Annotated in this window: 27 protein-coding genes; all 27 read right to left on the reverse strand. The window is 47.5% G+C overall.

What is annotated here, in order from left to right:
* Positions 1 to 18: 18 nt before the first annotated feature.
* Entirely contained in the window at positions 19 to 792 is a 774-nt protein-coding gene (gene uppS / locus QU597_RS16935; protein WP_236330980.1) for an undecaprenyl pyrophosphate synthase, read from the reverse strand.
* Positions 793 to 871: 79 nt separating this feature from the next.
* Entirely contained in the window at positions 872 to 1,426 is a 555-nt protein-coding gene (gene frr, locus QU597_RS16940; protein ID WP_054941051.1) for a ribosome recycling factor, read from the reverse strand.
* Positions 1,426 to 2,154, reverse strand: coding sequence for a UMP kinase (pyrH, locus tag QU597_RS16945; RefSeq protein ID WP_054941052.1), 729 nt, complete (start codon positions 2,152 to 2,154; stop codon positions 1,426 to 1,428). The genes frr and pyrH overlap by 1 nt, the downstream gene beginning before the upstream one ends.
* 108 nt (positions 2,155 to 2,262) lie before the next feature.
* A complete protein-coding gene (gene tsf / locus QU597_RS16950) occupies positions 2,263 to 2,913 on the reverse strand; it encodes a translation elongation factor Ts (RefSeq protein ID WP_054941053.1) in 651 nt (216 codons plus the stop codon).
* Between the two features lie 130 nt (positions 2,914 to 3,043).
* The gene (gene rpsB / locus QU597_RS16955; RefSeq protein ID WP_036692565.1) at positions 3,044 to 3,745 is read right to left on the reverse strand and encodes a 30S ribosomal protein S2; all 702 of its coding nucleotides are present in this window, start codon (positions 3,743 to 3,745) and stop codon (positions 3,044 to 3,046) included.
* Positions 3,746 to 3,945: 200 nt separating this feature from the next.
* On the reverse strand, positions 3,946 to 4,572 hold the full coding sequence (locus QU597_RS16960) for a hypothetical protein (RefSeq protein WP_310829069.1): 627 nt from the start codon (positions 4,570 to 4,572) through the stop codon (positions 3,946 to 3,948).
* A complete protein-coding gene (locus tag QU597_RS16965; RefSeq protein ID WP_310829070.1) occupies positions 4,569 to 5,135 on the reverse strand; it encodes a hypothetical protein in 567 nt (188 codons plus the stop codon). Before QU597_RS16965 ends, QU597_RS16960 begins: the two co-directional genes overlap by 4 nt.
* 34 nt (positions 5,136 to 5,169) lie before the next feature.
* Complete coding sequence (locus QU597_RS16970; protein WP_310829071.1) at positions 5,170 to 5,481, reverse strand: hypothetical protein; 312 nt, start codon at positions 5,479 to 5,481, stop codon at positions 5,170 to 5,172.
* A gap of 78 nt (positions 5,482 to 5,559) precedes the next feature.
* On the reverse strand, positions 5,560 to 6,963 hold the full coding sequence (locus tag QU597_RS16975) for a flagellar assembly protein A (RefSeq protein ID WP_310829072.1): 1,404 nt from the start codon (positions 6,961 to 6,963) through the stop codon (positions 5,560 to 5,562).
* Positions 6,964 to 6,991: 28 nt separating this feature from the next.
* Entirely contained in the window at positions 6,992 to 7,780 is a 789-nt protein-coding gene (locus QU597_RS16980) for a FliA/WhiG family RNA polymerase sigma factor (RefSeq protein WP_054941058.1), read from the reverse strand.
* 75 nt (positions 7,781 to 7,855) lie between these two features.
* Entirely contained in the window at positions 7,856 to 8,110 is a 255-nt protein-coding gene (locus QU597_RS16985) for a hypothetical protein (RefSeq protein ID WP_310829073.1), read from the reverse strand.
* Between the two features lie 158 nt (positions 8,111 to 8,268).
* A complete protein-coding gene (locus tag QU597_RS16990; protein WP_236330998.1) occupies positions 8,269 to 8,766 on the reverse strand; it encodes a chemotaxis protein CheD in 498 nt (165 codons plus the stop codon).
* Positions 8,759 to 9,385 (reverse strand): chemotaxis protein CheC, encoded by a 627-nt coding sequence (locus tag QU597_RS16995; RefSeq protein WP_310829074.1) that lies wholly within the window; start codon positions 9,383 to 9,385, stop codon positions 8,759 to 8,761. The genes QU597_RS16990 and QU597_RS16995 overlap by 8 nt, the downstream gene beginning before the upstream one ends.
* Positions 9,386 to 9,388: 3 nt before the next feature.
* Positions 9,389 to 9,850 carry a chemotaxis protein CheW gene (locus QU597_RS17000; RefSeq protein ID WP_310829075.1) on the reverse strand — a complete coding sequence of 154 codons (462 nt, stop codon included), beginning with the start codon at positions 9,848 to 9,850 and terminating at the stop codon, positions 9,389 to 9,391.
* Between the two features lie 27 nt (positions 9,851 to 9,877).
* Entirely contained in the window at positions 9,878 to 11,953 is a 2,076-nt protein-coding gene (locus QU597_RS17005) for a chemotaxis protein CheW (RefSeq protein ID WP_310829076.1), read from the reverse strand.
* Between the two features lie 34 nt (positions 11,954 to 11,987).
* Entirely contained in the window at positions 11,988 to 13,379 is a 1,392-nt protein-coding gene (locus tag QU597_RS17010) for a protein-glutamate methylesterase/protein-glutamine glutaminase (protein ID WP_310829077.1), read from the reverse strand.
* A 35-nt stretch (positions 13,380 to 13,414) separates the two neighbouring features.
* Positions 13,415 to 14,296, reverse strand: coding sequence for a MinD/ParA family protein (locus QU597_RS17015; protein WP_310829078.1), 882 nt, complete (start codon positions 14,294 to 14,296; stop codon positions 13,415 to 13,417).
* A complete protein-coding gene (gene flhF, locus QU597_RS17020) occupies positions 14,293 to 15,690 on the reverse strand; it encodes a flagellar biosynthesis GTPase FlhF (protein ID WP_310829079.1) in 1,398 nt (465 codons plus the stop codon). Before flhF ends, QU597_RS17015 begins: the two co-directional genes overlap by 4 nt.
* Positions 15,687 to 17,669 carry a flagellar biosynthesis protein FlhA gene (gene flhA, locus QU597_RS17025; RefSeq protein ID WP_370656272.1) on the reverse strand — a complete coding sequence of 661 codons (1,983 nt, stop codon included), beginning with the start codon at positions 17,667 to 17,669 and terminating at the stop codon, positions 15,687 to 15,689. The genes flhF and flhA overlap by 4 nt, the downstream gene beginning before the upstream one ends.
* A gap of 71 nt (positions 17,670 to 17,740) precedes the next feature.
* A complete protein-coding gene (flhB, locus tag QU597_RS17030; RefSeq protein ID WP_310829081.1) occupies positions 17,741 to 18,835 on the reverse strand; it encodes a flagellar biosynthesis protein FlhB in 1,095 nt (364 codons plus the stop codon).
* Between the two features lie 22 nt (positions 18,836 to 18,857).
* Positions 18,858 to 19,643: a flagellar biosynthetic protein FliR gene (gene fliR, locus QU597_RS17035; RefSeq protein ID WP_310829082.1), complete on the reverse strand. Its 786-nt coding sequence runs from the start codon at positions 19,641 to 19,643 to the stop codon at positions 18,858 to 18,860.
* Positions 19,644 to 19,653: 10 nt separating this feature from the next.
* Positions 19,654 to 19,923, reverse strand: coding sequence for a flagellar biosynthesis protein FliQ (fliQ, locus tag QU597_RS17040; RefSeq protein ID WP_038593488.1), 270 nt, complete (start codon positions 19,921 to 19,923; stop codon positions 19,654 to 19,656).
* 22 nt (positions 19,924 to 19,945) lie between these two features.
* The gene (fliP, locus tag QU597_RS17045; protein ID WP_310829083.1) at positions 19,946 to 20,713 is read right to left on the reverse strand and encodes a flagellar type III secretion system pore protein FliP; all 768 of its coding nucleotides are present in this window, start codon (positions 20,711 to 20,713) and stop codon (positions 19,946 to 19,948) included.
* Positions 20,710 to 21,237 carry a flagellar biosynthetic protein FliO gene (locus tag QU597_RS17050; protein WP_310829084.1) on the reverse strand — a complete coding sequence of 176 codons (528 nt, stop codon included), beginning with the start codon at positions 21,235 to 21,237 and terminating at the stop codon, positions 20,710 to 20,712. The genes fliP and QU597_RS17050 overlap by 4 nt, the downstream gene beginning before the upstream one ends.
* A gap of 9 nt (positions 21,238 to 21,246) precedes the next feature.
* Positions 21,247 to 21,612, reverse strand: coding sequence for a response regulator (locus QU597_RS17055; RefSeq protein WP_019910416.1), 366 nt, complete (start codon positions 21,610 to 21,612; stop codon positions 21,247 to 21,249).
* Positions 21,613 to 21,638: 26 nt separating this feature from the next.
* The gene (gene fliY / locus QU597_RS17060) at positions 21,639 to 22,943 is read right to left on the reverse strand and encodes a flagellar motor switch phosphatase FliY (protein WP_310829085.1); all 1,305 of its coding nucleotides are present in this window, start codon (positions 22,941 to 22,943) and stop codon (positions 21,639 to 21,641) included.
* Positions 22,933 to 23,931: a flagellar motor switch protein FliM gene (gene fliM / locus QU597_RS17065; RefSeq protein WP_206100590.1), complete on the reverse strand. Its 999-nt coding sequence runs from the start codon at positions 23,929 to 23,931 to the stop codon at positions 22,933 to 22,935. Before fliM ends, fliY begins: the two co-directional genes overlap by 11 nt.
* Between the last annotated feature and the right edge of the window lie 11 nt (positions 23,932 to 23,942).

A 23,942-nucleotide genomic window follows, 5' to 3' on the forward strand; every position in this document is an offset into this window, starting at 1 on the left:
TTTCCATCTCCCATCAGGCTACTTCAATCCGCCATAGCGGCGTGTACGGCGCTGATACTCGGCAACAGCCTGCAATAAATGCGATTTGTCAAACTCCGGCCAGTACACATCCGTAAACCACAGTTCACTGTATGCGATCTGCCAGAGCATGAAATTGCTCAGCCGCATTTCTCCGCTAGTGCGGATCAGCAAATCGGGGTCAGGCAGACCCCCGGACAATAATCTGCTGTCAATCAGTTCAGATGTAATCTCCTCTGGAGAGAGCCGTCCTGCTTTTATATCATTGCCAAGTTCGCGCATACAGTCTTCTATCTCTTTACGGCTCCCATAGTTCAGCGCAAAATTTAAGATTAGTCCAGTATTGTGCTTCGTCCGTTCAACTGCCTCTTCCATCGCTTTGCGGGTATGATTGGGCAGCGCATTACTATCACCCATTACACGTACCTGTACATTTTTCTCTATCAGTTCATCCAGTTCAAGCGCAAGAAATTCCACAGGCAGACGCATCAGGAAATCCACTTCATCTTTAGGCCGCTTCCAGTTTTCCGTAGAAAAAGCGTACATCGTCAGGAATTCTACTCCCAGATCATTTGCGGCTATGGTTGCGCGTTTTACTGCTTTCATCCCGTTTTGATGACCGACAATGCGAGGAAGGCCGCGGCGCTTAGCCCAGCGACCATTGCCATCCATGATTACCGCCACGTGCCGGGGAATATTGTCCGGTGAAATCTCGACTGGCTGTTCTTCCTGCCTGTCTTTACGGCTAAGCCATGCTTGAACCCGTTTGATCATTTCCGTTTCCTCCAAGCTCATATCAGAAAGAGACAAACCCCACCATATAAGGAGGGGCCTTGAGGTCTCTTGATTATCATTATACTTCCATAATCTCTTTTTCTTTGGACAAGAGCACCTTATCGACTTCAGCTATGAACTTATCCGTTGATTTCTGAATATCTTCCTGGTGTCCACGCGACTCATCTTCCGAAATGCCGTTCTTTTCCATCTTCTTGATGTCATCGTTAGCATCGCGGCGGATGTTGCGGATGGCTACCTTCGCCTCTTCACCGAACTTCTTGGTGAACTTCACAAGTTCAGTACGGCGTTCCTCAGTCAGCGGTGGAATGGATAGGCGGATGATCGTACCGTCATTGGCAGGTGTTAGTCCGAGATCAGACTTCATAATCGCCCGTTCAATGTCGGCTACCGACGATCGGTCCCAAGGCTGGATCAGCAGTGTCCGGGAATCCGGTGTACTGATATTGGCCAGCTGGTTAACCGGTGTAGGCGCACCGTAATAATCAACTTGAATGCGGTCCAGCAGCGCTGTCGATGCGCGTCCTGCCCGCAAGGTAGCCAAATCGCGTTTTAGGGAAGAAATCGCTTTTTCCATACGCTCCTCGGCATTTTTCTTAACTGCCTGTGGCATTAATCTACACTCCCTTTAACAATCGTCCCGATTTTCTCACCGAGAACGACACGTTTAATATTGCCTTGCTCTGTAATAGCAAACACAATGAGCGGTATATTATTATCCATGCACAGCGAGGAAGCGGTAGAATCCATAACTCCAAGGTTTTTGTTCAGGACTTCCATGTAGGTCAGTTGCTCAAACTTCTCGGCTGTAGGGTCCTTGAAAGGATCCGCAGAGTAGACACCGTCTACTTTGTTCTTCGCCATTAGAATGACTTCTGCTTCAATCTCAGCTGCTCTAAGCGCTGCGGTTGTATCCGTTGAGAAGAACGGATTTCCTGTGCCTGCGGCAAAAATAACAACCCGCCCCTTCTCCAAGTGACGGATCGCCCGGCGGCGGATGTACGGTTCGGCAATCTGCTGCATGGAAATGGAGGTCTGCACCCGCGTTGGAACATCGATTTGCTCCAATGCATCCTGCAGAGCAAGCGAGTTCATAACTGTGGCGAGCATCCCCATGTAATCGGCTGTTGCACGGTCAATGCCGCTTGCACTGCCGGCGATCCCGCGCCAGATATTTCCGCCACCGCATACAATGGCAACCTGAACGCCAAGCTCGACCACTTCTTTCACTTGCTCCGCGATGGAAATAATCGTCTCAGCATCAATGCCATATCCGTTTTGTCCTGACAGTGATTCCCCACTTACCTTAAGGACGACTCTCTTAAATACCGGCTGTTCCAAATGTATACCCTCTCTTTCTTACAAAAGACGGAACACTACGTGTATGTGTTCCGCTCTTTTGATGCTTGCCATTATTCAGTTCAATGAAGCTGTAATTAAGTTTATCTATTATTGATTAACTTGTGCCATTACTTCTTCAACAAAATTGTCAACTTTCTTTTCCAGACCTTCGCCCAGCTCGTAACGAACAAAACGACGGATAGAGATGTTTTCACCGATCGTGCTGATTTTTTCGTTCAGCAATTGGGAGATCGTTTTGTCAGGGTCTTTAACGAAAGGCTGTTCAAGCAGGCAGTATTCTTCGTAGAACTTGCTGATGCGGCCTTCAACCATTTTTTCAACGATTTTCTCAGGCTTGCCTTCGTTCAGTGCTTGGGCTTTCAGAATTTCTTTTTCTTTCTCTACAGCTTCAGCAGGAACTTCTTCACGGCGAACATACTGCGGGCTAGCTGCAGCGATCTGCATTGCGATATCGCGTGCGAATTCTCTGAAGGAATCGGTTTTACCAACGAAGTCAGTTTCGCAGTTGATTTCCACCAGTACGCCGATACGTCCGCCAGCGTGGATGTAGGATTCAACAGTACCTTCAGTAGCGATACGTCCTGCTTTGTTTGCTGCTGCGGAAAGACCTTTTTCGCGGAGCAGTTCAGCGGCTTTAGTGATATCGCCATTTGCTTCTTCAAGTGCTTTCTTACAGTCAAGCATACCTGCGCCTGTTCTTTCACGAAGTTCTTTTACGGATTTTGCATCTACTGCCATTGTTATTCCCTCCAGATAATTGTCGTTTAATTCCATTTAAGGCCATTATCCTAAAAAAAGGGTAGTGAGAGGTTATCCACCTGCCAACCACCCTTTTCATTTAAGTTCTAGTTTAAGTTCCGGTTGCTACTTAAGCAGTAGTTGTGTCTTCGCCCTGGTGAGCTTCAACAACAGCGTCTGCCATTTTACCAGTCAACAATTTAACGGCGCGGATAGCGTCATCGTTACCTGGAATTACGTAGTCGATTTCGTCCGGATCACAGTTAGTATCAACAATAGCTACGATAGGAATACCCAATTTGCGAGCTTCCGCAACAGCGATACGCTCTTTACGCGGGTCAATGATGAACAGCGCGCTTGGCAGACCTTTCATGTTCTTGATACCGCCCAGGAATTTTTCAAGACGATCTTTCTCTTTGCGGAGAAGGATAACTTCTTTCTTAGGCAGAACTGCGAAGGTACCGTCTTCTTCCCAAGCTTCCAATTTCTTCAGACGGTCAATACGTTTCTGAATAGTCTGGAAGTTAGTCAGGGTACCGCCCAGCCAACGTTGGTTGATGAAGAACATCCCCGAACGTTCAGCTTCTTCTTTCACGGAATCTTGAGCTTGTTTCTTTGTTCCTACGAACAGGATTGTGCCGTTGTCGCCAGCGACGCTTTTTACAAAGTTGTAAGCTTCCTCTACCTTTTTAACCGTTTTTTGCAGGTCAATAATGTAAATTCCGTTTCTTTCAGTGAAGATATAACGATCCATCTTTGGGTTCCAACGACGAGTCTGGTGACCGAAGTGTACCCCAGCTTCGAGAAGCTGTTTCATGGAGATTACTGCCATCTTCACACACCTCCTAATTTTGGTTTATTGTGTGTCTCCTCCGCCGCGCGTCATTTTTCTACAAGACTTTCTTCTGAAGAAAGCACCCCTTGTCGAAATCAACCGGCGTGTGTTTTAACACCGTCAATTACTATACCATAATAAAATAATGTATGCAACGATTCATGAAATATTTTGTGATTTTCTGCCTTAGTGTAAGTTCATTTCACTGTGATCAGCTTCTCAATTATGGAGTTTACGCTTTCCCCTTTGGTGAAATTGTAGCTTCCATATTGAATTTTTGCATTAATTTTGCGGCTGATGGCAGTCTGAAGAAACTCGGTCTGCTCCTTTATAACCCCGGCCTTTGTCAAAAGCTGTGCAGTTTCTGTAAGTGTGCTGCCAGCCGGAATGCGTACAGCAACAACCCCGCTTACTGCGGCCTGTGGAGTTGCCGGTGCCTCCGGGGCTGTTCCTGCGCTTTGTATCGGCTCGGAAGGGACTGCCGGCTCTGTGGGCGCAGCAGCAGCACTAGGCTGCACAGCTGCCTCCGGTGACGCTGCAGCGGATGGAACTGGAGATGGAGTGCTGGCGGCATCGCTTGCCACCGTTGTGTCCTTATCATCAGTCTGACCGGCAGGATCAGCAGCTTGCGCCGCTGGCTCCGGACTCGCTTGGGGATCAGCCGCCGGATCTGTTAGTGTCAGATTCAGTTTAGCTGCTTGCTGGGCAAGCTCCTCTTTTGTTAAAGATGGAGCTGCCCCGCCGGAGATCATCAGCTGAAGGAGAAGAGCCCCTGCGATCAGGCCGGTTCCCAGACCGAACATAAACGAGCGGTTCTTGATCATACCGACTCCTCCTGCTTCGCCAGCTGCAGAATGAGCTGGACTTCACCGCGCTGAAGTCCAGCTGTTTTGGCAATGGAGTCAATGGACTTGCCCTGCTCATGCAATTCAAACAGCCGCGGATAACGAAGCTTGATCGAACTAATAGGCTTTACCTTTGGCTCAGAAGTCACAGTGTCGACAATTCCCGGAGGAGTCTCTGCAGTAATCTTACCTGCATTGTCTTTAACAAGGGCCGTCAGCTGAAGCAATCCCTTTTCTTCTGCGGTTATCCTGGAATCAAGCAGCATCATATTTTTTTGCAATTCGGCGACCTGCTCCCGGAGTCCGCCAATCTCATCCTGCAGAGCCGCTTTGGTGTTCTGGGACTGCTGCTTAATGCTGCCGACGAGCTGTATCATTTCATTGTTCTCACGCTCGATGTCGGCCATATAAAGTTCAAGTGCTGCTTCAGTATCTTTCAGGCTTTGCTTCTCGGCTGGGTCTGATTGTCCGCGCGCCGGAAGCCTAAGAGCATAGACAATAGCAACAGCACCTACCAACACGATGTATACCCATGGTTGCAAATGCTTTATCTCCTTTGTATATCATTTGAACATCTCAGAGACTGAGATCAATGCGGCGGCCTTTATAGGGATGTTCTGCATCATGAACGGCGTCCTGCTTGCGCTCCCCTTGGTCAGATGACTGATTACCCCGGCCATTCCCCCGGCCGCTGTCATTACGAAGCTTCGCCTCCGCAGATTCATCAACCTCTGTTGTCCGCTGGGCCAGCTCAGCGCTATGCTTCACATTCTGTGCAGCCAGCTGCTGCTGATCAAGCACAGGACGATGCAGGTGCTCATTCTGAACCTTCCCTGCATCCGTTGTCCGAGGCAAGGCAATTTGTAATTCAACCGGTTTCAGGCTCATGGTAATCCCCTTCCCGAAAGACAACTTGTTGATTCATAACATAAAACAATGGCCGGCTGCCTTACGCCGCCCGCCTTGTTAAATATACGGGGTTAACGAAATATCGCCTTCCGTATAACGAAATACAACCCGTTCCGTCGGATCTTTGACGAATCTGGTATATCTGCCGATTACAATTTTAGAACCGCCATAGATCGTTTTGATCACTTCTACTTTAGCTCTAGTCGTATCTTCAAGCATTTTCTCAATTTCCAGCACACGTTCTTTAATCCGCTTTTCCTCACGCATATGGGACTGTTTGGTAGCGTTCAGTTTCACTCGAAGCGCCACTTTATCAGGTGACAGCTGGCCGTTGTTCGCAAGCTGATTTAACAGATAAAGCGCCTTGTTGGTTTTGTCCTCATTTTCCAGCAGCTGTTTGAGTTCATGACGAAGCTCATTAATCTCATTACGCAGCTCAGGAACTACTCCCACTTCAATTGCCGTGGCGGTTGACATCGTATTCCCGATAGTCCGGGCTACAACTTTTTCCCCCGCCTGCACAATTCCGCCTACGATAAGGCCCTTTGACCCATTGCACAAAACATCATGCCCTGCGCGAATATTCGAATGCATTATACTCTGGGACACTATCACATCTTCACCAGCAACTACATTCCCATCCTGAATAAAGGAGACCTTAACATTTTTGCCGGCACTGACCAGGCCTTTATTGTAGCCAATAATTCCCCCGGTAATTTCTATCGAACCGCCGGAAATCAACTCCGCGCCTTCCACGCCTCCGACAACACGAATGTCCCCTGCAGATTTCACAGTAAACCCGGTCAACACGTTCCCGCGGATAACTACTGTGCCTACAAAATCAATATTGCCTGTGCTGTAGTCCACATCACCATTGACTTCGTATACAGGAAATACATTGATTTTCCCTTTGTCTGTAAGCGTAACTAAGCCGTCAATTGCCGCGTACATCGCTGTTTCGCTCTGATCGACCAGTACGTTCTTACCAACTTTGAAGCGGGCTTCTTTCCCTGCTCTGAAAGGAATCTCCTCTCCGGTGACTGTTTTCCCCTTCTGTCCGGGTACCGGCGGAATCGTTTTCCCGATGATTTGTCCCTTCAAAACATTATGCAGACGTACTAGATCTTTGTAGTCGACCTTACCGTCTTCCTTTTCCAGCGGTTTGCGGTCCTCTTCAAGATCCACGGTAAGAACGACCTTTCCGTCAACACCATGCACCGGCTCATCACCAATTGCAATGGGTACTCTGCTGAAAAAATACTCTTCAGGGTTGCTGCTGATCCGCTTCACAATATCCCGCTGTATACCGTAACGAACCTCATGACTGTGCAGGAAGCTCTCCAAATCTTCGAAGGAACAGGTAAAATTCTCATCCTTCTTGGAGAACTGTAGGTAGGCAATCCCTTTATCCTCAGAAAACGTAATACTTACGTATTGATCCAAAGCATAATGACCGATCAATATTGCTCCCCCTTGTCACCGTCTCCGGTTAATCATTCTGCATGAGAAGGTCGCGATTTTTCTCAAGCGTTCCCCTCAGGCGCAAAATCGCCTTTGAATGAAGCTGCGAAATTCGAGAAGGAGATAATGACATCACCTCAGCGATCTCGCTTAAAGATAAATCCTCATAATATAAAAGGGACACTACGGTCCGTTCTTTCACCGTTAATTTTTCGATGCCTTTGGTGAGTGTATCGCGCAAGTAAAATTCATTCACTTTACGGTCTGGATTCTTAGCTTTATCGTCCACCAGGATGGACATCCGTGTCTCTGACTCTTCTTCACGAATAGGGTCTTCCAATGAGCAGAGCGACATGACCGCAACATCCTGCAGCATGTTCTGAAACTCCGGCTCAGAAATATTTAAATATTGGCTCATTTCCTCGTCACTGACTGATCTTAAATATTTCTGCTCCAGCTGCTGGTAGGCATCCTCGATTTTCTTGGCTTTTTCACGAACAGATCTGGGAACCCAATCGCTTTGGCGTAACGAGTCCAGAATAGCACCGCGTACACGCCAAGAGGCATAGGTCTGAAATTGCAATCCGCGTTTGTAGTCGAATTTCTCAATCGCATCAATAAGACCCATTACACCATTACTGGCCAAATCGTCTTTTGATACATTTTTGGGCAGTCCGACAGCCAACCGGCTGGACACGTAATCTACAATATGGAGGTAATTCTCAATCAGCTTTTTTTTGGCTTCAGGATCACCGTGTTCTTTCCACCGTTCCCAAAGCACGTCTGTTACCGATAGAGAAGCTTTATGCTCGTTCAATGGCTTTCACCCTTCCCAAAGTTTAGTCAGCGGGCATTATGCGGGAATGATAGTCGTTTGGCCGCAAGCACTCGCTTATTCTTCTTTCAGGTGACGAACGGCCTTGGCCAATTCTTCAGGATCTTTCATGGAGACCAGCTTGGGCGGCTGCAGCGGTGTAAAGCCTTCACTGCCTCCGCTTCCTTCTGCCGGCTTTGGTTTCAGAAGGTTGATTAATTCCTCATCCTCGTCCGGAGTACTGAGATCAAGCTTAGTACCAAGCATATCATCTTCCGCGGCATTTTCTCCGGTTATATCTGGCGCCTGGGACTGTTTAACAATAAAACCCAATACCCATCTCAGGAGGAATGCAAGCACAAACCAGATAATAAATCCATAAATCCCCCGAATTAGACTCGTCCCAAGTAAATTATGCCCGTAATTCGTAAGAAAGGTAAATAAAAAACCAATTACTCCGGATAAAATGCTTAGTAATATTTTTCCCATCATTATATTTCCTTAGAGCCTTTTTGCACACTGCGGATGTAAAGCACTCCTGTGCTGCAGGCAATTTCTATCGTACGCCCAAAATTTCCGCCTGTGTCTTCGGCAATTAAAGGGATGTTCAAAGCCTCTAGAGCAAGCTTACAGGATTCCACGTTACGAGGCCCGATCCTCATGGTGTCATTCCCCCCGGCAAAGGCAAACATTTGAGAGCCACCGGCCATCTTGGCTACGATCCGGCTGCGAACCGCTCCAAGCGCCAGTAAGCGGGACAACAGCTCCGGCACTGCGGTATCCGCAAACTTGGCGATGTTCATTTGACCCTCGCGTGCGATCTCCGACGAAGGCAGCATCACATGCGCCATCCCCGCCAGTTTCTTCCCGGGATCAAACATTGTAAGACCAACGCAGGAGCCAAGTCCAGTGGTGCGGATAAGACTCTCTTGGCTGCCTACATTAAGATCTGCCATTCCAACTTTAATAATGCTTTGCTCTTCAATCATTATCAAACGGTACTCCTAATGATTTGAAAATTTTCGGGAATGATTCGGGATCAGGAATAAGGAAAAATTGTCCTTCTATTTCATTCTTGCCTTCCAGGAACGTCGTATCAATGAGCAATGCATCATCCCCCATTTGGCCGAACTGCAAGAGTCCATAGCCCAGGATCGCCCCGGCCATATCCATCGCGAGAGCAGGTACAGTTGGATACATTGAAAGTGACGTGAAGTCTGCAAGGGATGAAAGATAAGAGCCGGCCAGAATATTGCCGATTTCACTCAAAGCGGAGAGCTCCATTTCACCCAGTTCCTGATCAGGAGAAATCTCAATACCTGCGACGCGGTTAAGAAGGTTCATAGCCGCTTCCGGTGTTAGAATGAAAAACAGATTGCCGGGGGCCTCACCTTCAACTCGCAGAAACACTGCGTAAACCAGTTCTTCCGCTCCGCCGACCTTGTCAGTAATTTCTTCAAAGCTCAGGAGCTGCACTTTAGGTACAGCCATATCAATTGGCTTATTCAGGAGCTGGGATAAAGCGGTGGCAGCGTTACCTGCTCCAATATTACCGACTTCCTTTAAAACATCCATTTTAAAGTCCTTGAAGTTTTTGAACAGCTCCATAAACTAGCCCTCTAGGCTTTCCAGTTGCACGATTTCACTCTTATTCAGCACTTCAGTCAAGTTGAGCATAATCAGCAGCCGATCTTCCCCGATTTTGGCCACCCCATCCAGATATTTCGCCTTGATACCGCCCACTACATCCGGTGGAGTATCGATGGAATCGCGGTTTAAATCAATGACATCATTAGCGGAATCAACAATAAATCCTACTTCCATCTCATTCACATTAACGATAATAATTCGGGTCTGATCCGTATGTTCTGCTTCTTGAATTCCGAAACGGCCGCGCAGATCAATTACCGGAATGACTACACCCCGTAAATTAATGACTCCTTTGATAAAGGAGTAGGTCTTCGGCACACGGGTAATCGGCATCATACGTTCAATGGTTTGGACTTTTTCCACTTCAATCCCGTATTCTTCAGTGCCAAGCTTGAATACTATTACTTTGATATCATCAGCCATGGAATGAACCTCCCTGTTCTATCCTAATTATTTTATAAATGCATTCGGATCAATAATAAGTGCAACCTGCCCGTCACCAAGAATAGTCGCACCGGAAATGCCTTGAACCTCAGGCAAATATTTACCCAAATTCTTAATTACAATTTCGTTTTGTCCGATGAAGTCCTGCACAGCCAGTGCAACTAGACGTTCGCCCTTGCGGACAACGACGATTTCTGTTTCTTCTTCCGTGCTTTCATCAAAATCAGGTACTGCATAGAATTTGCTTAGTGAAAGCAGCGGAATATGGCTGTTGCGGAACTCAATCATTCTGTTACCATGGATTGTGCGGATCTGGGTATTCTTCACAATTCCGGTCTCTACAATCGATGAAAGCGGAATTGCATATTTTTCAGAACCAATCTTTACTAGCATGGCAGCAATGATAGACAGGGTCAATGGCAGCTGTACCGAGAAGTTCGTGCCTTTGCCCGGGGTCGAATAGACAACCACATTTCCGCCAAGCGAAGTGATCTTGGATTTTACAACGTCCAGACCTACGCCGCGTCCAGAGACATCGGAGATGACTTCTGCCGTGCTGAAGCCCGGTGCAAAGAGAAGTTGAATCGCCTCGTCATCTGAATAAGCAGCAGCTTGTTCCTGAGTAATAATTCCTTTTTTGATTGCAGATTGCAAGATTTTCTGCGGCTTGATTCCGGCACCATCGTCCTCAATCTCAATAAATACGTGATTGCCGCTATGGAAAGCCCGCAGATTAACTGTACCGGTATCCGACTTTCCTGAGGCAAGCCGGTCTTGAATCGACTCTACACCATGGTCAACAGCGTTGCGCAGCAAATGGACCAGCGGATCTCCGATTTCATCAATTACCGTGCGGTCCAGTTCCGTTTCCGCACCTGTAACCACAAGATCAATTTTTTTGTCCAGGGATTTGGCGAGGTCACGAACCATGCGCGGGAACCGGTTAAATACCGTATCTACTGGTACCATCCGCAGTTTCATAACAATGTTCTGCAAATCGCCGCTGACACGTCCCATATGCTCAACAGTCTCAGTGAGGTCACCGTTCTGCACTTCAGAAGCAAGCTGCTCCAGACGGACACGGTCGATCAGCAGCTCGCTGAACAGGTTCATTAGCACATCCAATCGTTCGATATCTACGCGGATCGTTCTTGAAGGTGCTCCGCCAGTTCGTACAGGCGCTGATTTACCGTTCTCCTCTTTCGCTGCAGACGCTGCTGGAGCTGTTGCAGGGGCAGATGCCGCAGACTCTTGTACAGGGGTCGCAGGAGAAGCTTCGGCAGTAGCAGCAGACATCTCCTGGGCCATCTGTGATAAGGACTCTTGGTCAAGGGCTATTGCAGTAACCTTGTCAATCTCCGACAAGTTCAAAATCATTCTCTGAATCTCACTAGCGTCCTTTTGGGTTATGTAATAGAGAGAGAATCCATAGTCGAATTTCTCCTGCTCTATGTCCTGAACCGAAGGGAAGGATTTGACCACTTCTCCTGAACGCTCCAGGAGATCAAAAACCATATAAGCCCGTACCGCCTTCAACTGACAATCCTTACGGATTGCTACGTCGACATACAGCACCTGATGTCCTTCCTGCAGCGATTGTTCCAGAACAGAGTACTGGAATTCATCCAGAGATATTTGGGCATCGCCAGTGGTTGCAGCCGCAGCTGTTACTTCAGCAGCAGCACCCGCCGCAGCAGGAACTTCACCCCGAACGATAGCCTGAAGCGAAGATACGATAGCAGTAACATCGGCTTTACCTTCTCCTCCACCCGTAATATCTTCTACCATGGATTCCAGGGCATCCAAGCTTTTGAACAATGTGTCAAAAATAAAATCCTGCATCCGCAGTTTATTATTGCGAACCAGATCAAGTACATTTTCCATCTGGTGGGTTAGGGAAGCCAAATCCTCAAACCCCATTGTAGCCGCCATACCCTTTAGGGTGTGCGCCGAACGGAAAATCACCTGCACAATACTAATATCTTCAGGATTTGCTTCCAGCCCCATCATGCTCTCATTCAATGACTGCAGATGATCATTTGACTCATCAATAAACATGGATAAATATTGGTTCATGTCCACTAACGAGCACCTCCCCTTCGAGTTCGCTATTCCTTTATTTTACACTTTGTACCAGCCGTGGTGCGATTTCTTGCAACGGCAGGACATATTTAACACACTTTAATTCCACTGCCGAACGCGGCATTCCATAAACAACGCAGGTTTCTTCACTCTCAGCAAATGTTGAGGTGACCCCTGTATCGTAAAGGGCCTTCATCATCTTTGCTCCGTCGCTGCCCATCCCCGTCATAATAACCGCATGGCGCTCCAGAGCTGTCAGCGGCAGCAGTGATTCGAACATTGTATCTACGGAAGGCCGGTGGCCGTTGCGTGATTCTTCATTCGTAAGCTCAATAGCATATTGTCCTCCGGATGCCGGAACAACCTTGAGGTGAAATCCGCCAGGGGCGATATATGCCGCTCCCGGACGCAGGATCATGCCATGTTCAGCTTCCGACACCTCAAGCGGACTAAAGGTGTTCAGCCGCTGGGCCAGCGATTTAGTGAAATTGGGCGGCATATGCTGCACAATAACAATCGGCGCCGGGAAATCAGCCGGTATATTCTCCAAAAATGTTTTGAGTGCCCGGGGACCGCCCGTAGAGCAGCCTACTGCAACCAGCTTACGCAGCCCTTTGGTTCCTAGTTTTCGGTCACTCCCTGAAACAGGCGGCTCGTTAAACGAAACGGAAGGCGATTCAGGTATCGAACGGCTTTCTGGCAAAGGGGGAGCGGATTCTTTCTTACCCCGGGTTTGCAGTTTCTCGGGAGCAGCAGGCTTAGGAGGGACCGCCAAAGGCTGGGACAAATTCCGGGTTGTCCCGCTGCCGGCAGAAGTCTTGTCGGGCAATTTGTTCATCTGCCTCTCCGCCGGTTTCGGTTGGTCTCCAGCAGGCTTAACAGGAACTTCTGCAGCTCTCTTTGGCTGAACAGGCTTCCGTACACTAGTCTCCGGTACAACTGTTGGACTTACAGCCGGCGTACGGGCAGTGTCTGACGCCATAACCTCGGCGTTGTGGGACGAAATTCTCGCTTCACGCTGCTCACGGGCCAGCATAGCACCCTTCATCTGCTCCCTTAGTGCTATCCCTACCGCCGTAATATCCTGGGAATTTGAAATCGACGGCTTACGGATGAAATCGAAAGCACCCGATTCAAGTGCAATGATGGTTTCCCTCATGCCTTCTTCATTGATGCCTGACAGCATAATTACCGGCAAGGGGTGCTCGGCCATGATCACTTTTAGTGCCTCCAGGCCGTTCATCTCCGGCATTTCCACATCCATAGTCACCAGATCCGGATGAAACTCATTCACTTTCTCAATCGCTTCCCGCCCGTTTGCAGCAGTCGCGGTAACTTTGAAGTTAGGTTCGTTTTCAATTAAATCGGAAATGATCTTACGCATAAATGCAGAATCATCCACAACTAATACTTTATATGGCCTCATAGCATTTCCACCTCTGTCCATCTAATTCTGAACAATTACTGTTTTCGCTTCAACCACTTGTTGATAAATCCCTTGATGCCCTGCACCTTGGTTGTATCCGCCGAATCGGCGGCCAGGTAATTGAGGGCAAGCCGTTGCACGTCTTTGGCTGCTGCACTGTTCGGAAAAGCCACTGAGAATGGAACTTGTTTTTTGACTGCCTGAACCACATGCGCATCACTGCTGATAAATCCCAAGAAAGAAATGTCCAATTGCAAAAAGCGGCTGGCCGCCATGCGGATTTTATCGCTGGTGCCTCTTGCTTCCCTTTCATCCCCCGCCTGATTAACTATCAGCTTAAAGGAGACATTAGGATAAGAATTGTGCACAACCTTCATCAGTGCGTATGCATCCGTTATTGCGGTTGGCTCCGGTGTAGTCACCACCAGACAATCATCTGCTGAGGTTATAAATTTTAGCGTCTCCTTGGAAAGCCCCGCCCCCGTATCGAACAAGATGAAATCCATCGTGTCGGCGATTTGTGCAATTTGGGTTGTAAAGTAATTCAGGTCGGTTTCAGAGAGGGAAAAAAGCTCATCCATACCCGAACCGCCTGCAATAAACGGCAGATCGCCAGGTCCAATCTGGATAATCTGTCCGATATCCGCTTCTCTTTTTAACAGATGGTACAGATTGTATTTAGCCGATACTCCCATAAGCACGTCGATGTTGGCCATCCCGATATCGGCATCGAACAATAGCACCCGCCTACCCATCGCCTTTAGAGCTAAAGCAAAGTTAAGCGTGAAATTCGATTTTCCGACACCGCCTTTCCCGCTGCAGACGGTAATGATCCGGGCGGAGGCTCCGCCACCGGACACGCGTTTGGAGTCCTGGCTTGATACCAGCTGTCTCAAAGATTGCGCCTGATCCATCAAGACCCTCCTGTCCCCAGCAGCACTCCACTGAGCTGTTCTTTGGTAGCCATTAGCAGATCATCGGGAACATTTTGCCCATTAGTCATATAAGACAGCTTAAGCGGAAAGTCATTTAAGACATTGAACAAGGGCCCGTAGCTTCCAGTCTCATCCAGCTTGGTGAAAATGACCTTGTCGAGCTGATAACGGCCAAAATGCTCTACAATCATTTTCATATCACGGCTTTTTGAAGTCATGCTTAGTACCAGGAAGGTCTCACTTTTCAGCTCTTTGGCCAGCAGACTTTGCAGCTCGGCGACAAGCATTTCATTGCGGTAATTACGGCCTGCCGTATCCATTAATACCAGATCGCAGCTTTCTAAGCGGAACAGTGCTCTCTGCAAATCCCCAGGCGACTGTACAACCTCCAGAGGGATATTCAAAATAGCGGCATATGTCCGAAGCTGCTCAACCGCAGAGATCCGATAGGTATCAGAGGTAATTAACCCCACCTTTCTGCCTTGCTTGAACAATTGCTCAGCGGCCAGCTTGGCGATTGTTGTCGTCTTACCAACGCCGGTAGGACCAGCGATGTAAACAATACGCGTATCCGGTGCGATTCCGGTAGAAATCCTGCCGGCAAGGAATCCATTCACCTGTTCTTTTAACATTTCATCAAAGTGTTCCGATGTCCAAGTCCGCCCTTCGTCATTCCAGCGGTCAAAAACATTGCCGATCCATTCATCTACAAGCACGGCATCCGTGTCCTGTTCGATTAATCGGCGCTTAAACTCATCGAGAATCTCAGGCAATTCAATTCCGCTTGAGGAGAAGCGGGCAATCCGCTCCATCCAATGCTTCATATCCCTGATCTCCCGGAGCACATCGCTTTCCAGCATTGCGGGAACCGGCTGCTCCAGATCTGTATTAAGTTTATCGTAGAGGGCCGATAATGAGGTGCTTTCTTCCTTTAGAGATACTGCCGGTTGTGAATCAGCCGGCTTGTTCTCTGCTAGTTGGATCGGCTCCTCATCCAGATCAAGAGATGGAAGAACAGCTACAGCCCCTCTGGCCTCCTGCGCTTCAGTTAATGCAGCAGCAATCTCTGCAAAGGACTCGGCAGCACGTTCTTTAAGCGGCATCTGTGACGCAGAGGCTGCTTTTTGATAAGCCTGCGGCACAGCGCTTCGCGGAATATTTACCGGAGGTGCTGTTGTGGTATTACTCGGTGCAGCTGGCTTCCGCGTTTCCTCAACTGCAGCTACCACTTCAATCTTCTTCTTTTGGAACATTCCCATAAATCCGCCGATTTTAATCTCTTTGGTGCTTAGGATGACTGCATCGCTTCCCAGCTCGCTGCGGATGGAATGCATCGCGTCAGGCATCGTATCGACCACATAACGCTTCACTCTCATAAGTTCACCACCCCAACGCTTTGAATTTCAATATTAGGCTCCAGTTCGCTATAAGATAACACTGGAATATCCTGCATCGTCCGTTCAATGACCTGCCGCAAATACATCCGGATGGTCGGGGATGTCAGCACAATCGGCTGTTGTCCGGACTGAAGCAGACGGTTAATCTGCTCTGTAAGACGTTGATATACCGTTTGCGTCGAAACCGGATCGAGTGCCAGATAGCTGCCCTGCTCCGTCTGTTGAACACTTTCGGAAATCTTTTTCTCCAGATTAGGCCCGACTGTAATGACCCGCAAAGTCTCTCCCGCCTGGGAAAATTGCTGGGTAATCTGCCTGGACAATGACTGGCGTACATACTCGGTCAGAATATCCGGATCTTTTGTATAGGTGCCGTAGTCTGCCAGTGTCTCGAAGATCGTAACCAGGTCACGAATCGAGATCTTCTCACGCAGCAGCTTGCCAAGAACCTTTTGAATGTCGCCGATGGCAAGTACTGAAGGAATAAGTTCATCAACCAGAACAGGATAATTCTCCCTGAGGTTGTCGACCAGTTGTTTCGTCTCCTGGCGTCCAAGCAGCTCATGACCATGACGTTTGATCAGCTCTGTTAAATGGGTAGCCACAACGGAAGGCGGATCTACTACGGTATAGCCGGATAACTCCGCCCGTTCTTTAACTGAATCATCAATCCACAGTGCCGGCAGTCCAAACGATGGTTCCACCGTTTCTATGCCATTAATCGACTCATCATCATACCCGGGACTCATGGCAAGATAGTGATTAAGTAATAATTCACCGCCGCCAACGTTATTTCCTTTAATTTTGATGACATATTCATTCGGTTTTAGTTGAATATTGTCGCGAATACGTATAACAGGAACAACAAGACCCATTTCCAGTGCACATTGACGTCGAATCATGATAATCCGGTCAAGTAAATCCCCGCCCTGACCTGTATCCGCCAGCGGAATCAGTCCATATCCAAACTCGAACTCTATCGGATCAACTGTCAGTAAATTGATTACACTTTCCGGACTTCGTACTTCTTCTATCTGCTTCTCTTCCACCAGCTGCTCCTCGGCAATCAGCTTTTTATTAGCCTTTTGGCCCATACTGTAAGCTGCATAGGCCATAAGCCCTGCCAGCGGCAAAGTGGACATTACCGTAATCGGTGTGAAGAACCCGAGAAAAGCGATGGTTACAGCCACTATGTACAGCAGCTTCGGATAAGACAATAATTGACCTGTGAGATCTTCTGCGAGATTGCCTTCCGATGCTGCCCGTGTAACAATCAGACCAGAAGCAGTTGAAATGAGCAGAGCCGGTATCTGGCTGACCAGACCATCCCCAATTGTTAGTACGGAATAAGTCGAAAGCGCATCCTGGAATGAATAACCATGAACAGTCATTCCGATAATAAAACCGCCGATCAGGTTGATCAGCAGGATGATAATGCTGGCAATCGCGTCACCCTTGACAAATTTACTTGCTCCATCCATGGCTCCGAAGAAGTCCGCTTCACGTTCAACATTACGGCGGCGTTCCCGCGCCTGTTGTTCATTGATCATGCCGGCGTTCAAATCCGCATCGATACTCATCTGCTTACCTGGCATCGCATCCAATGTAAAGCGAGCACCAACCTCAGCAACTCGTTCCGAACCTTTGGTTATTACTATAAACTGGACAACGACCAGAATCAGAAACACAATGAATCCGATGGCAATTTGCCCTCTGGCGATCCAGCTACCGAAGGTTGCCACAACCTCACCGGCATGACCATCCGAGAGAATCAATTTGGTAGTTGAGATATTTAGAGCAAGCCGGAATAAGGTCGTGATTAAGAGCAATGAAGGAAATATTGAAAATTGCAGCGGGTCCTTCGTATTCATTGCTACCAAAATGATGGTTAACGCTATTGAAATATTGACTATCAGCAGTACATCCAGAAGCCACGCCGGGATAGGCAGAATCATCATAAGCACAATACCGATTACGCCCAGTAGAACTGTTAGATCTCTAGCTTTCAATGTCCTTTTCCTCCCCCGGGCTATTTCCTCTTGCCTTTAAGCTTATATACATAGGCCAACACCTCGGCAACCGCCTGGAACAGATCTGCAGGAACCACATCACCGATCTCTGTCCTTTGGAATAATGCCCGTGCCAGCGGCTTATTCTCCATAGTCATAACACCATGCTCCTTCGCCAGCTCTCTGATTCGGAGCGCCACATAATCTTGGCCTTTGGCAATAATCTGCGGAGCTTCCATTTGGGATCCATCATATTTTAGGGCAACTGCAAAGTGCGTTGGATTCGTAATGATTACGTCCGCTTTGGGGACTTCCTGCATCATCCGCTGCATAGCCATTCTGCGCTGGCGTTCCCTGATTTTCCCCTTGATGATGGGATCGCCTTCCATCTTTTTGTATTCATCCTTAATTTCTTGTTTCGACATTTTCAGGCTTTTTTCATGTTCATACTTTTGGTATATATAGTCGAGGACCGCCATGATGAAGAGCACAGCCCCAATTTTTATTCCAAGATTCATCGTCAGCTTGGCTACGAACTGGAAAACACCTTCTGCATCAATATGTGATAGAGAAGCGAAACTCTCTTTTTCACCCCAAAGAGTGCTATATACCAGATATGCGATTAACACCAGCTTAAAGATCGATTTAAGGAATTCCACAAATGAACGCATGGAGAAAATATTTTTGAATCCTTTAATCGGGTTAATTTTACTGAACTTAGGTGTTATTCCTTCCCCGGTAGCCATAAATCCGACTTGGGCAAAATTTACAACCAATGCCAGCAAAAAAGTAATTCCAAGCAACGGGGCAAGCAGAATCAAAATTTGCAGACCATACTCGTTAAACATCTTTGAAACGTTCTCAGCGGTAACCTCCATCATCATTCGATTCTGAAAAATGTCCAGAAAAAGCGACATGAACCGTTCTTTCATGAAGCCCCCGAACATAGTCAGGCTGAGAAGTGCCGATAACAACACAACTGCTCCGGATATTTCAGCACTTTTGGCTACCTGGCCCTTTTTTCGGGCATCCTGCCGTTTCTTAGGAGTTGCTTTTTCAGTCTTATCTCCCCCGAAATGCTGAAGATCCAGTTTATAGCGTTTGGTGTTCGGCATGTTACTCTCTCCCAACAGCCATCTAAGGGCTTTTCCCGATAAGATTCAACAGATTTTGCATAGACTCAAACATAATGTCGAAGAGATTCTGGAACAGAACGGCCAAACCCGGCATCAACAGTACGAGCAATGCAAGACCTATAATGATTTTGAGTGGAACCCCGATGACAAATACATTATATTGTGGGGCGGTTCTCGCCAGAAATGCCAGACCCACATCGGTAAGGAACAATGCGGCCACGAGCGGCGCCGACATTTGAAAGGCCAGCGTAAAGGATTGGGCAAACGTGCGGACTAGAAAATCCGAAAGGCTGCCATCCTGCATTTTGACCAAAATATCATTGTTCAACGGTACCCATTTATAACTGTAGATGATTGCATTCAGCAGATAATGATGGCCATTCATCGTTAAAAACATCAACAGAGCGATCATATACTTGAAGTTGCCGATAATAGGAGCAGAAGCGCCAGTCATCGGATCAATTACGTTCGCGATCCCAAAGCCGATTTGTATGTCGATAAAAGAGCCCGCTGTTTGAATAGTCATGAACATCAGGTAAGCGATAAAACCAAGCAGTAACCCTATTAACACTTCTCTTATAATCAGTAAAATATAAGTAAGATCCTGTGTAACAGCAATCCCCGTTCCCCCCGCGCTAAAAACGACTAATGCAACAAAGAAGGACAGTCCGATTTTGAACGTTGTCGGTACGCTTTGCGAAGAGAATACAGGAACTACAACAAAAAAGGAGGTAATTCGACAAAAAATCAACAAAAAGACGGGAAAACTTTGCAGCAAGGTCTCCATATCCATCATCTTAACCGATATACATATAGAGACTGCCCAAAATTTGGCTGGTGAAGTCCACCAGTTTGGTGATAATCCAAGGTCCGAACAGCAGTAAAGCTAGCAATACGGCAACAATTTTCGGAACGAATGCCAAGGTTTGCTCCTGAATCTGTGTTGTTGCCTGAAATATACTGACTATTAGTCCTACCACCAGACCAAGAATCAGCATGGGGGCGCTTGTTTCCAGCACCAAATATACGGCTTGGCCCGCTAGACCGATAATAAACTCCGTATTCATCCCTTATGCCTCCTCTTAAGTGTCAGGTGTTAAAACTTAGCAGCAGTGATTTAACGACTAAGTACCAGCCGTCTACCAGTACAAAGAGCATTATTTTGAAAGGCAATGAAATCATAACCGGGGGCAGCATCATCATCCCCATGGCCATCAGTGTACTTGATACAACAATATCAATAATCAGAAAGGGAATGAAAATCATAAAACCCATTGTAAAGGCTTTTTTCATTTCCCCGATTGCAAAGGCCGGCACCATCACTGTAAGCGGTATGTCGCTGTAAGTAGCAGGTTTTACCGAAGCATTATTGCCGGTGTAATTCATAAACAACAGCAGATCTTTGGTGTTTGTCTGCTTGAACATAAATTCCTTCATTGGATCGGCTGCTTTGGCAAGCGCCTCGGACTGGGTGAGTGTCCCCTTCATGTAAGGCTGAAGTGCCTGCTCATTCACCTGTGAAAGTGTAGGTGTCATGATAAATAGGGTAAGGAACAAGGCAAGTCCCACCAGCACCTGGTTCGGAGGCATTTGCTGTGTTCCTAGCGAAGTTCTGACAAAACCCAGCACGATGACGATCCGTGTAAAGCTGGTCATAAGTACTAAAAAAGACGGGGCCACACTCAGAACTGTCACAAGGAGCAGTATCGAGATGGAACTGGTCCCTCCGCCTGCGGAACCGTCATTATCGCCGACCTGAATATTAATATTCGGAATAGGATCAGCGTGAATCGGATGCAAGAGCAGAATACTAAACATACCGAGCAACAGAAAAGAAAGAATCAGCTTTTTTTTCATAAATCCCTCGACTCATCCTTAAGACCATCATCCCGTAGAAGCTCTTCCATTTTCTCTTTACGCTCAGGTGCAAGCGCAAGCTTGGATTGCAACGTCTCATAAAAAGAGGATGTTTCATTAAGTTCGATTTCCTGAGAAGGCACCTCTCCGCGCACCTTGGCTTTGATCTTAGCTATAAGCGGCAATAGAAAATTATCCTGTCCTGATGCCTGATCCTCAAACCGAGAAATAATAAGTGCTACTTCAGCAGGGTCAGTGATTTTATCCAGTATCGAAATATTCTCACCAACCCCGATCAAGTAGAGGCTGTCGCCGATTTCAACAATCTGCACAGACTTATTGGGACCCAATCCGAGCGCACCAAGCGTACGGATCGACTGCCCACTCATTAATGTCTGATTGCGGCGCCCTAGGAACCGGATAAGCAGCACTATGAGGATGATAATGATGGCAAGGACAAAAATAACTTTTAGTAAACTCAGCAGGGGACTACTATCTCCGAGCGTTCCGGAAGCGGATAACATGCCTCGTGCCTAGACGCCCAGCGTTTTGTTAATAGCTTCGATAACACGGTCTGCCTGGAAAGGCTTCACAATGAAATCTTTGGCACCTGCTTGAATAGCGTCAATTACCATAGCCTGCTGACCCATGGCTGAACACATGATGACTTTGGCGTTGGCATCCACTTTTTTAATTTCTTTAAGGGCGGCGATTCCGTCCATTTCAGGCATGGTAATATCCATCGTGATCAAATCCGGACGCAGCTCCTTAAACTTCTCAATAGCCTGCGAACCGTCCTGGGCTTCACCCACTACCTCGAATCCGTTTTTCGACAAAATGTCACGGATCATCATTCTCATAAATGCTGCATCGTCCACGATTAGAATTCGGTTAGCCATTTTTAAAAAATCCTCCCTAAGTATGCTTATTGTAATTTTTGAATTCGGTCCCACTGGCTGACGATATCCGTAACGCGAACTCCGAAGTTTTCGTCGATAACCACGACTTCCCCTTTGGCGATCAGCTTGTTGTTAACCAGAATGTCGACTGGCTCACCCGCCAGCTTGTCCAGTTCGATGATCGAACCTTGTGACATCTCTAAAATATCTTTTATCTGCTTCTGGGTCCTTCCTAATTCTACGGTTACTCTCAGTGGTATGTCCATCAATAAATTTAAATTGTTTTCATCAATGTTGCCAAAAGCTCCAGCACTCAGGTTAGCAAACTGTACAGGCTGTACATTCACATTGCGATTTGGAGGCGGAGTCTGCGGCGGAGTCTGCGCATATGGCATACCTTGCGGTGGCATTCCATAAGGCGGCATTCCGGGCATTCCATAGGCAGGCATGCCTGCTGGAGGATAATAATAGCCTCCTTCCATCCCCGGGTAAGGGGGCATTCCCTGCGGCGGATATTGCGGCGGATAACCTCCGGCCTGCGGCGGTGCCTGCTGCGCAGGAGGAGCTGCTGCCGGGGCAGGCTCTGGAGCGGATGGTGCTGCTGCGGGCGCTTCAGTCTGCGTAGCAGCCGTCTCCGTGTCTGCCTGGCTGACGTCTCCGATGAGCATCGCAACCATATCTTTGGCAAACTGCACTGGTAAAAGCTGCATGATCGTAGAATCTATCAGCTCTCCAATTTTCAGGCGGAATGAAATTTGAATCAGGGTTTCATCATTCGGCAGGCTGCCTACACCTTCACCGCTGGACATATTTAGAATATCGATACCAGGAGGCGAGATATTGACAAACCGGTTAAAGATCGTAGACATGGAGGTTGCAGATGAGCCCATCATTTGATTCATCGCTTCCTGCACGGCGCTGATATGAATTTCATTCAGCTCTTCATCTTTAGGATCACCTTCACCGCCCAGCATTAAATCGGCGATAACCTGTGCATCCCTAATTTTGATAACCAGGGAGTTAATCCCCTGAAAACCATCTACGTACTGTACGTGTACTGCTACGTGTGGTTTGGGAAAAGCTTCCTCAAATTCGCTGCGGGTAATAATCGATACCTTAGGGGTAGTTATATCTACCTTCTTGCCAAGCAACGTGGAAAGTGCTGTTGCTGCACTGCCAAATGTAATATTACCGATTTCTCCTAAGGCATCCTGCTCAAACGGGGTTAAGAAGTCCTCCACCGTCTTCTCCTGTGGGGCCAAGGATCCTTCCGCAGATTGTCTGAGAAGAGCATCGATTTCTTCCTGGGATAAATAATCTTTACTCGTCAAACTCTTCAACTCCTTCACTGACAATCTCGTCTATTTGCACAGCCACACGATCTTTTATCATCCCTGGACTTCCGACAAATTTCAGCTTGTCCCCTACTTTGATCGACAATCCGGTATCGACAGTCTTGTTGAGAGATATTACGTCGCCGACGCTAAGCCCGAGAAATTCAGCAATGGATAACCTCGATTCGCCTAGCTCCGCCACAATTGGCAACTGTGCCCTATTAACTCTAGATCTAATAGCTTCTAATTCAACCTCATCGCGAACCTTTTTCTCGGAAACAAACCATTGATGAACGGATAGTCTTGTCATGATCGGTTCCAGAACAACGTGAGGTATACAAAGATTGATCATCCCGGTCGTATCGCCAATTTTGGTGCTTAATGAAATCAAGGCAATAGTCTCATTGGGTGACACAATCTGCATAAACTGCGGATTGGTCTCCAAGGCTTCCATCCGGGGATTAATGTCAAGCACGGTCTTCCAGGCTTCCTGCAGACTTTCAAAACATCTGCTGAAGATCCTCTCCATAATGGTTGTTTCAATTTCGGTCAGTGCACTGATTTTGCTTGGGGCAGTTCCAAACCCGCCAAGCATTCTATCCAGCATTGCAAAGGCAATGTTCGGATGCACTTCCATAACCATCCGGCCTTCAAGCGGTTCGGCTTCAAAAATATTCAATATCGTCATCTTCGGAATGGAGCGGATAAACTCATCATAAGGGAGCTGCTCTACTTGAACGACATTTATCTGCACGAAGGTGCGCAATTGGGCCGAAAAGTACGTCGTAAGATAGCGGGCAAAGTTATCATGAATCCGCGTAAGGCTGCGGATATGATCCTTAGAGAAACGTACGGCCCGTTTGAAATCATAGGAGCGGATTTTTTTCTGGGTTTCTTCTTTTTTAAGATCGTCGGCATCCATTTCACCGGATGAAAGTGCAGCAAGCAGAGCATCAATTTCGTTTTGTGATAGTACATCAACCAATTTTATCACCC

It is taken from the genome of Paenibacillus pedocola (assembly GCF_031599675.1).
Taxonomy (GTDB): Bacteria; Bacillota; Bacilli; order Paenibacillales; family Paenibacillaceae; genus Paenibacillus_AQ; species Paenibacillus_AQ pedocola.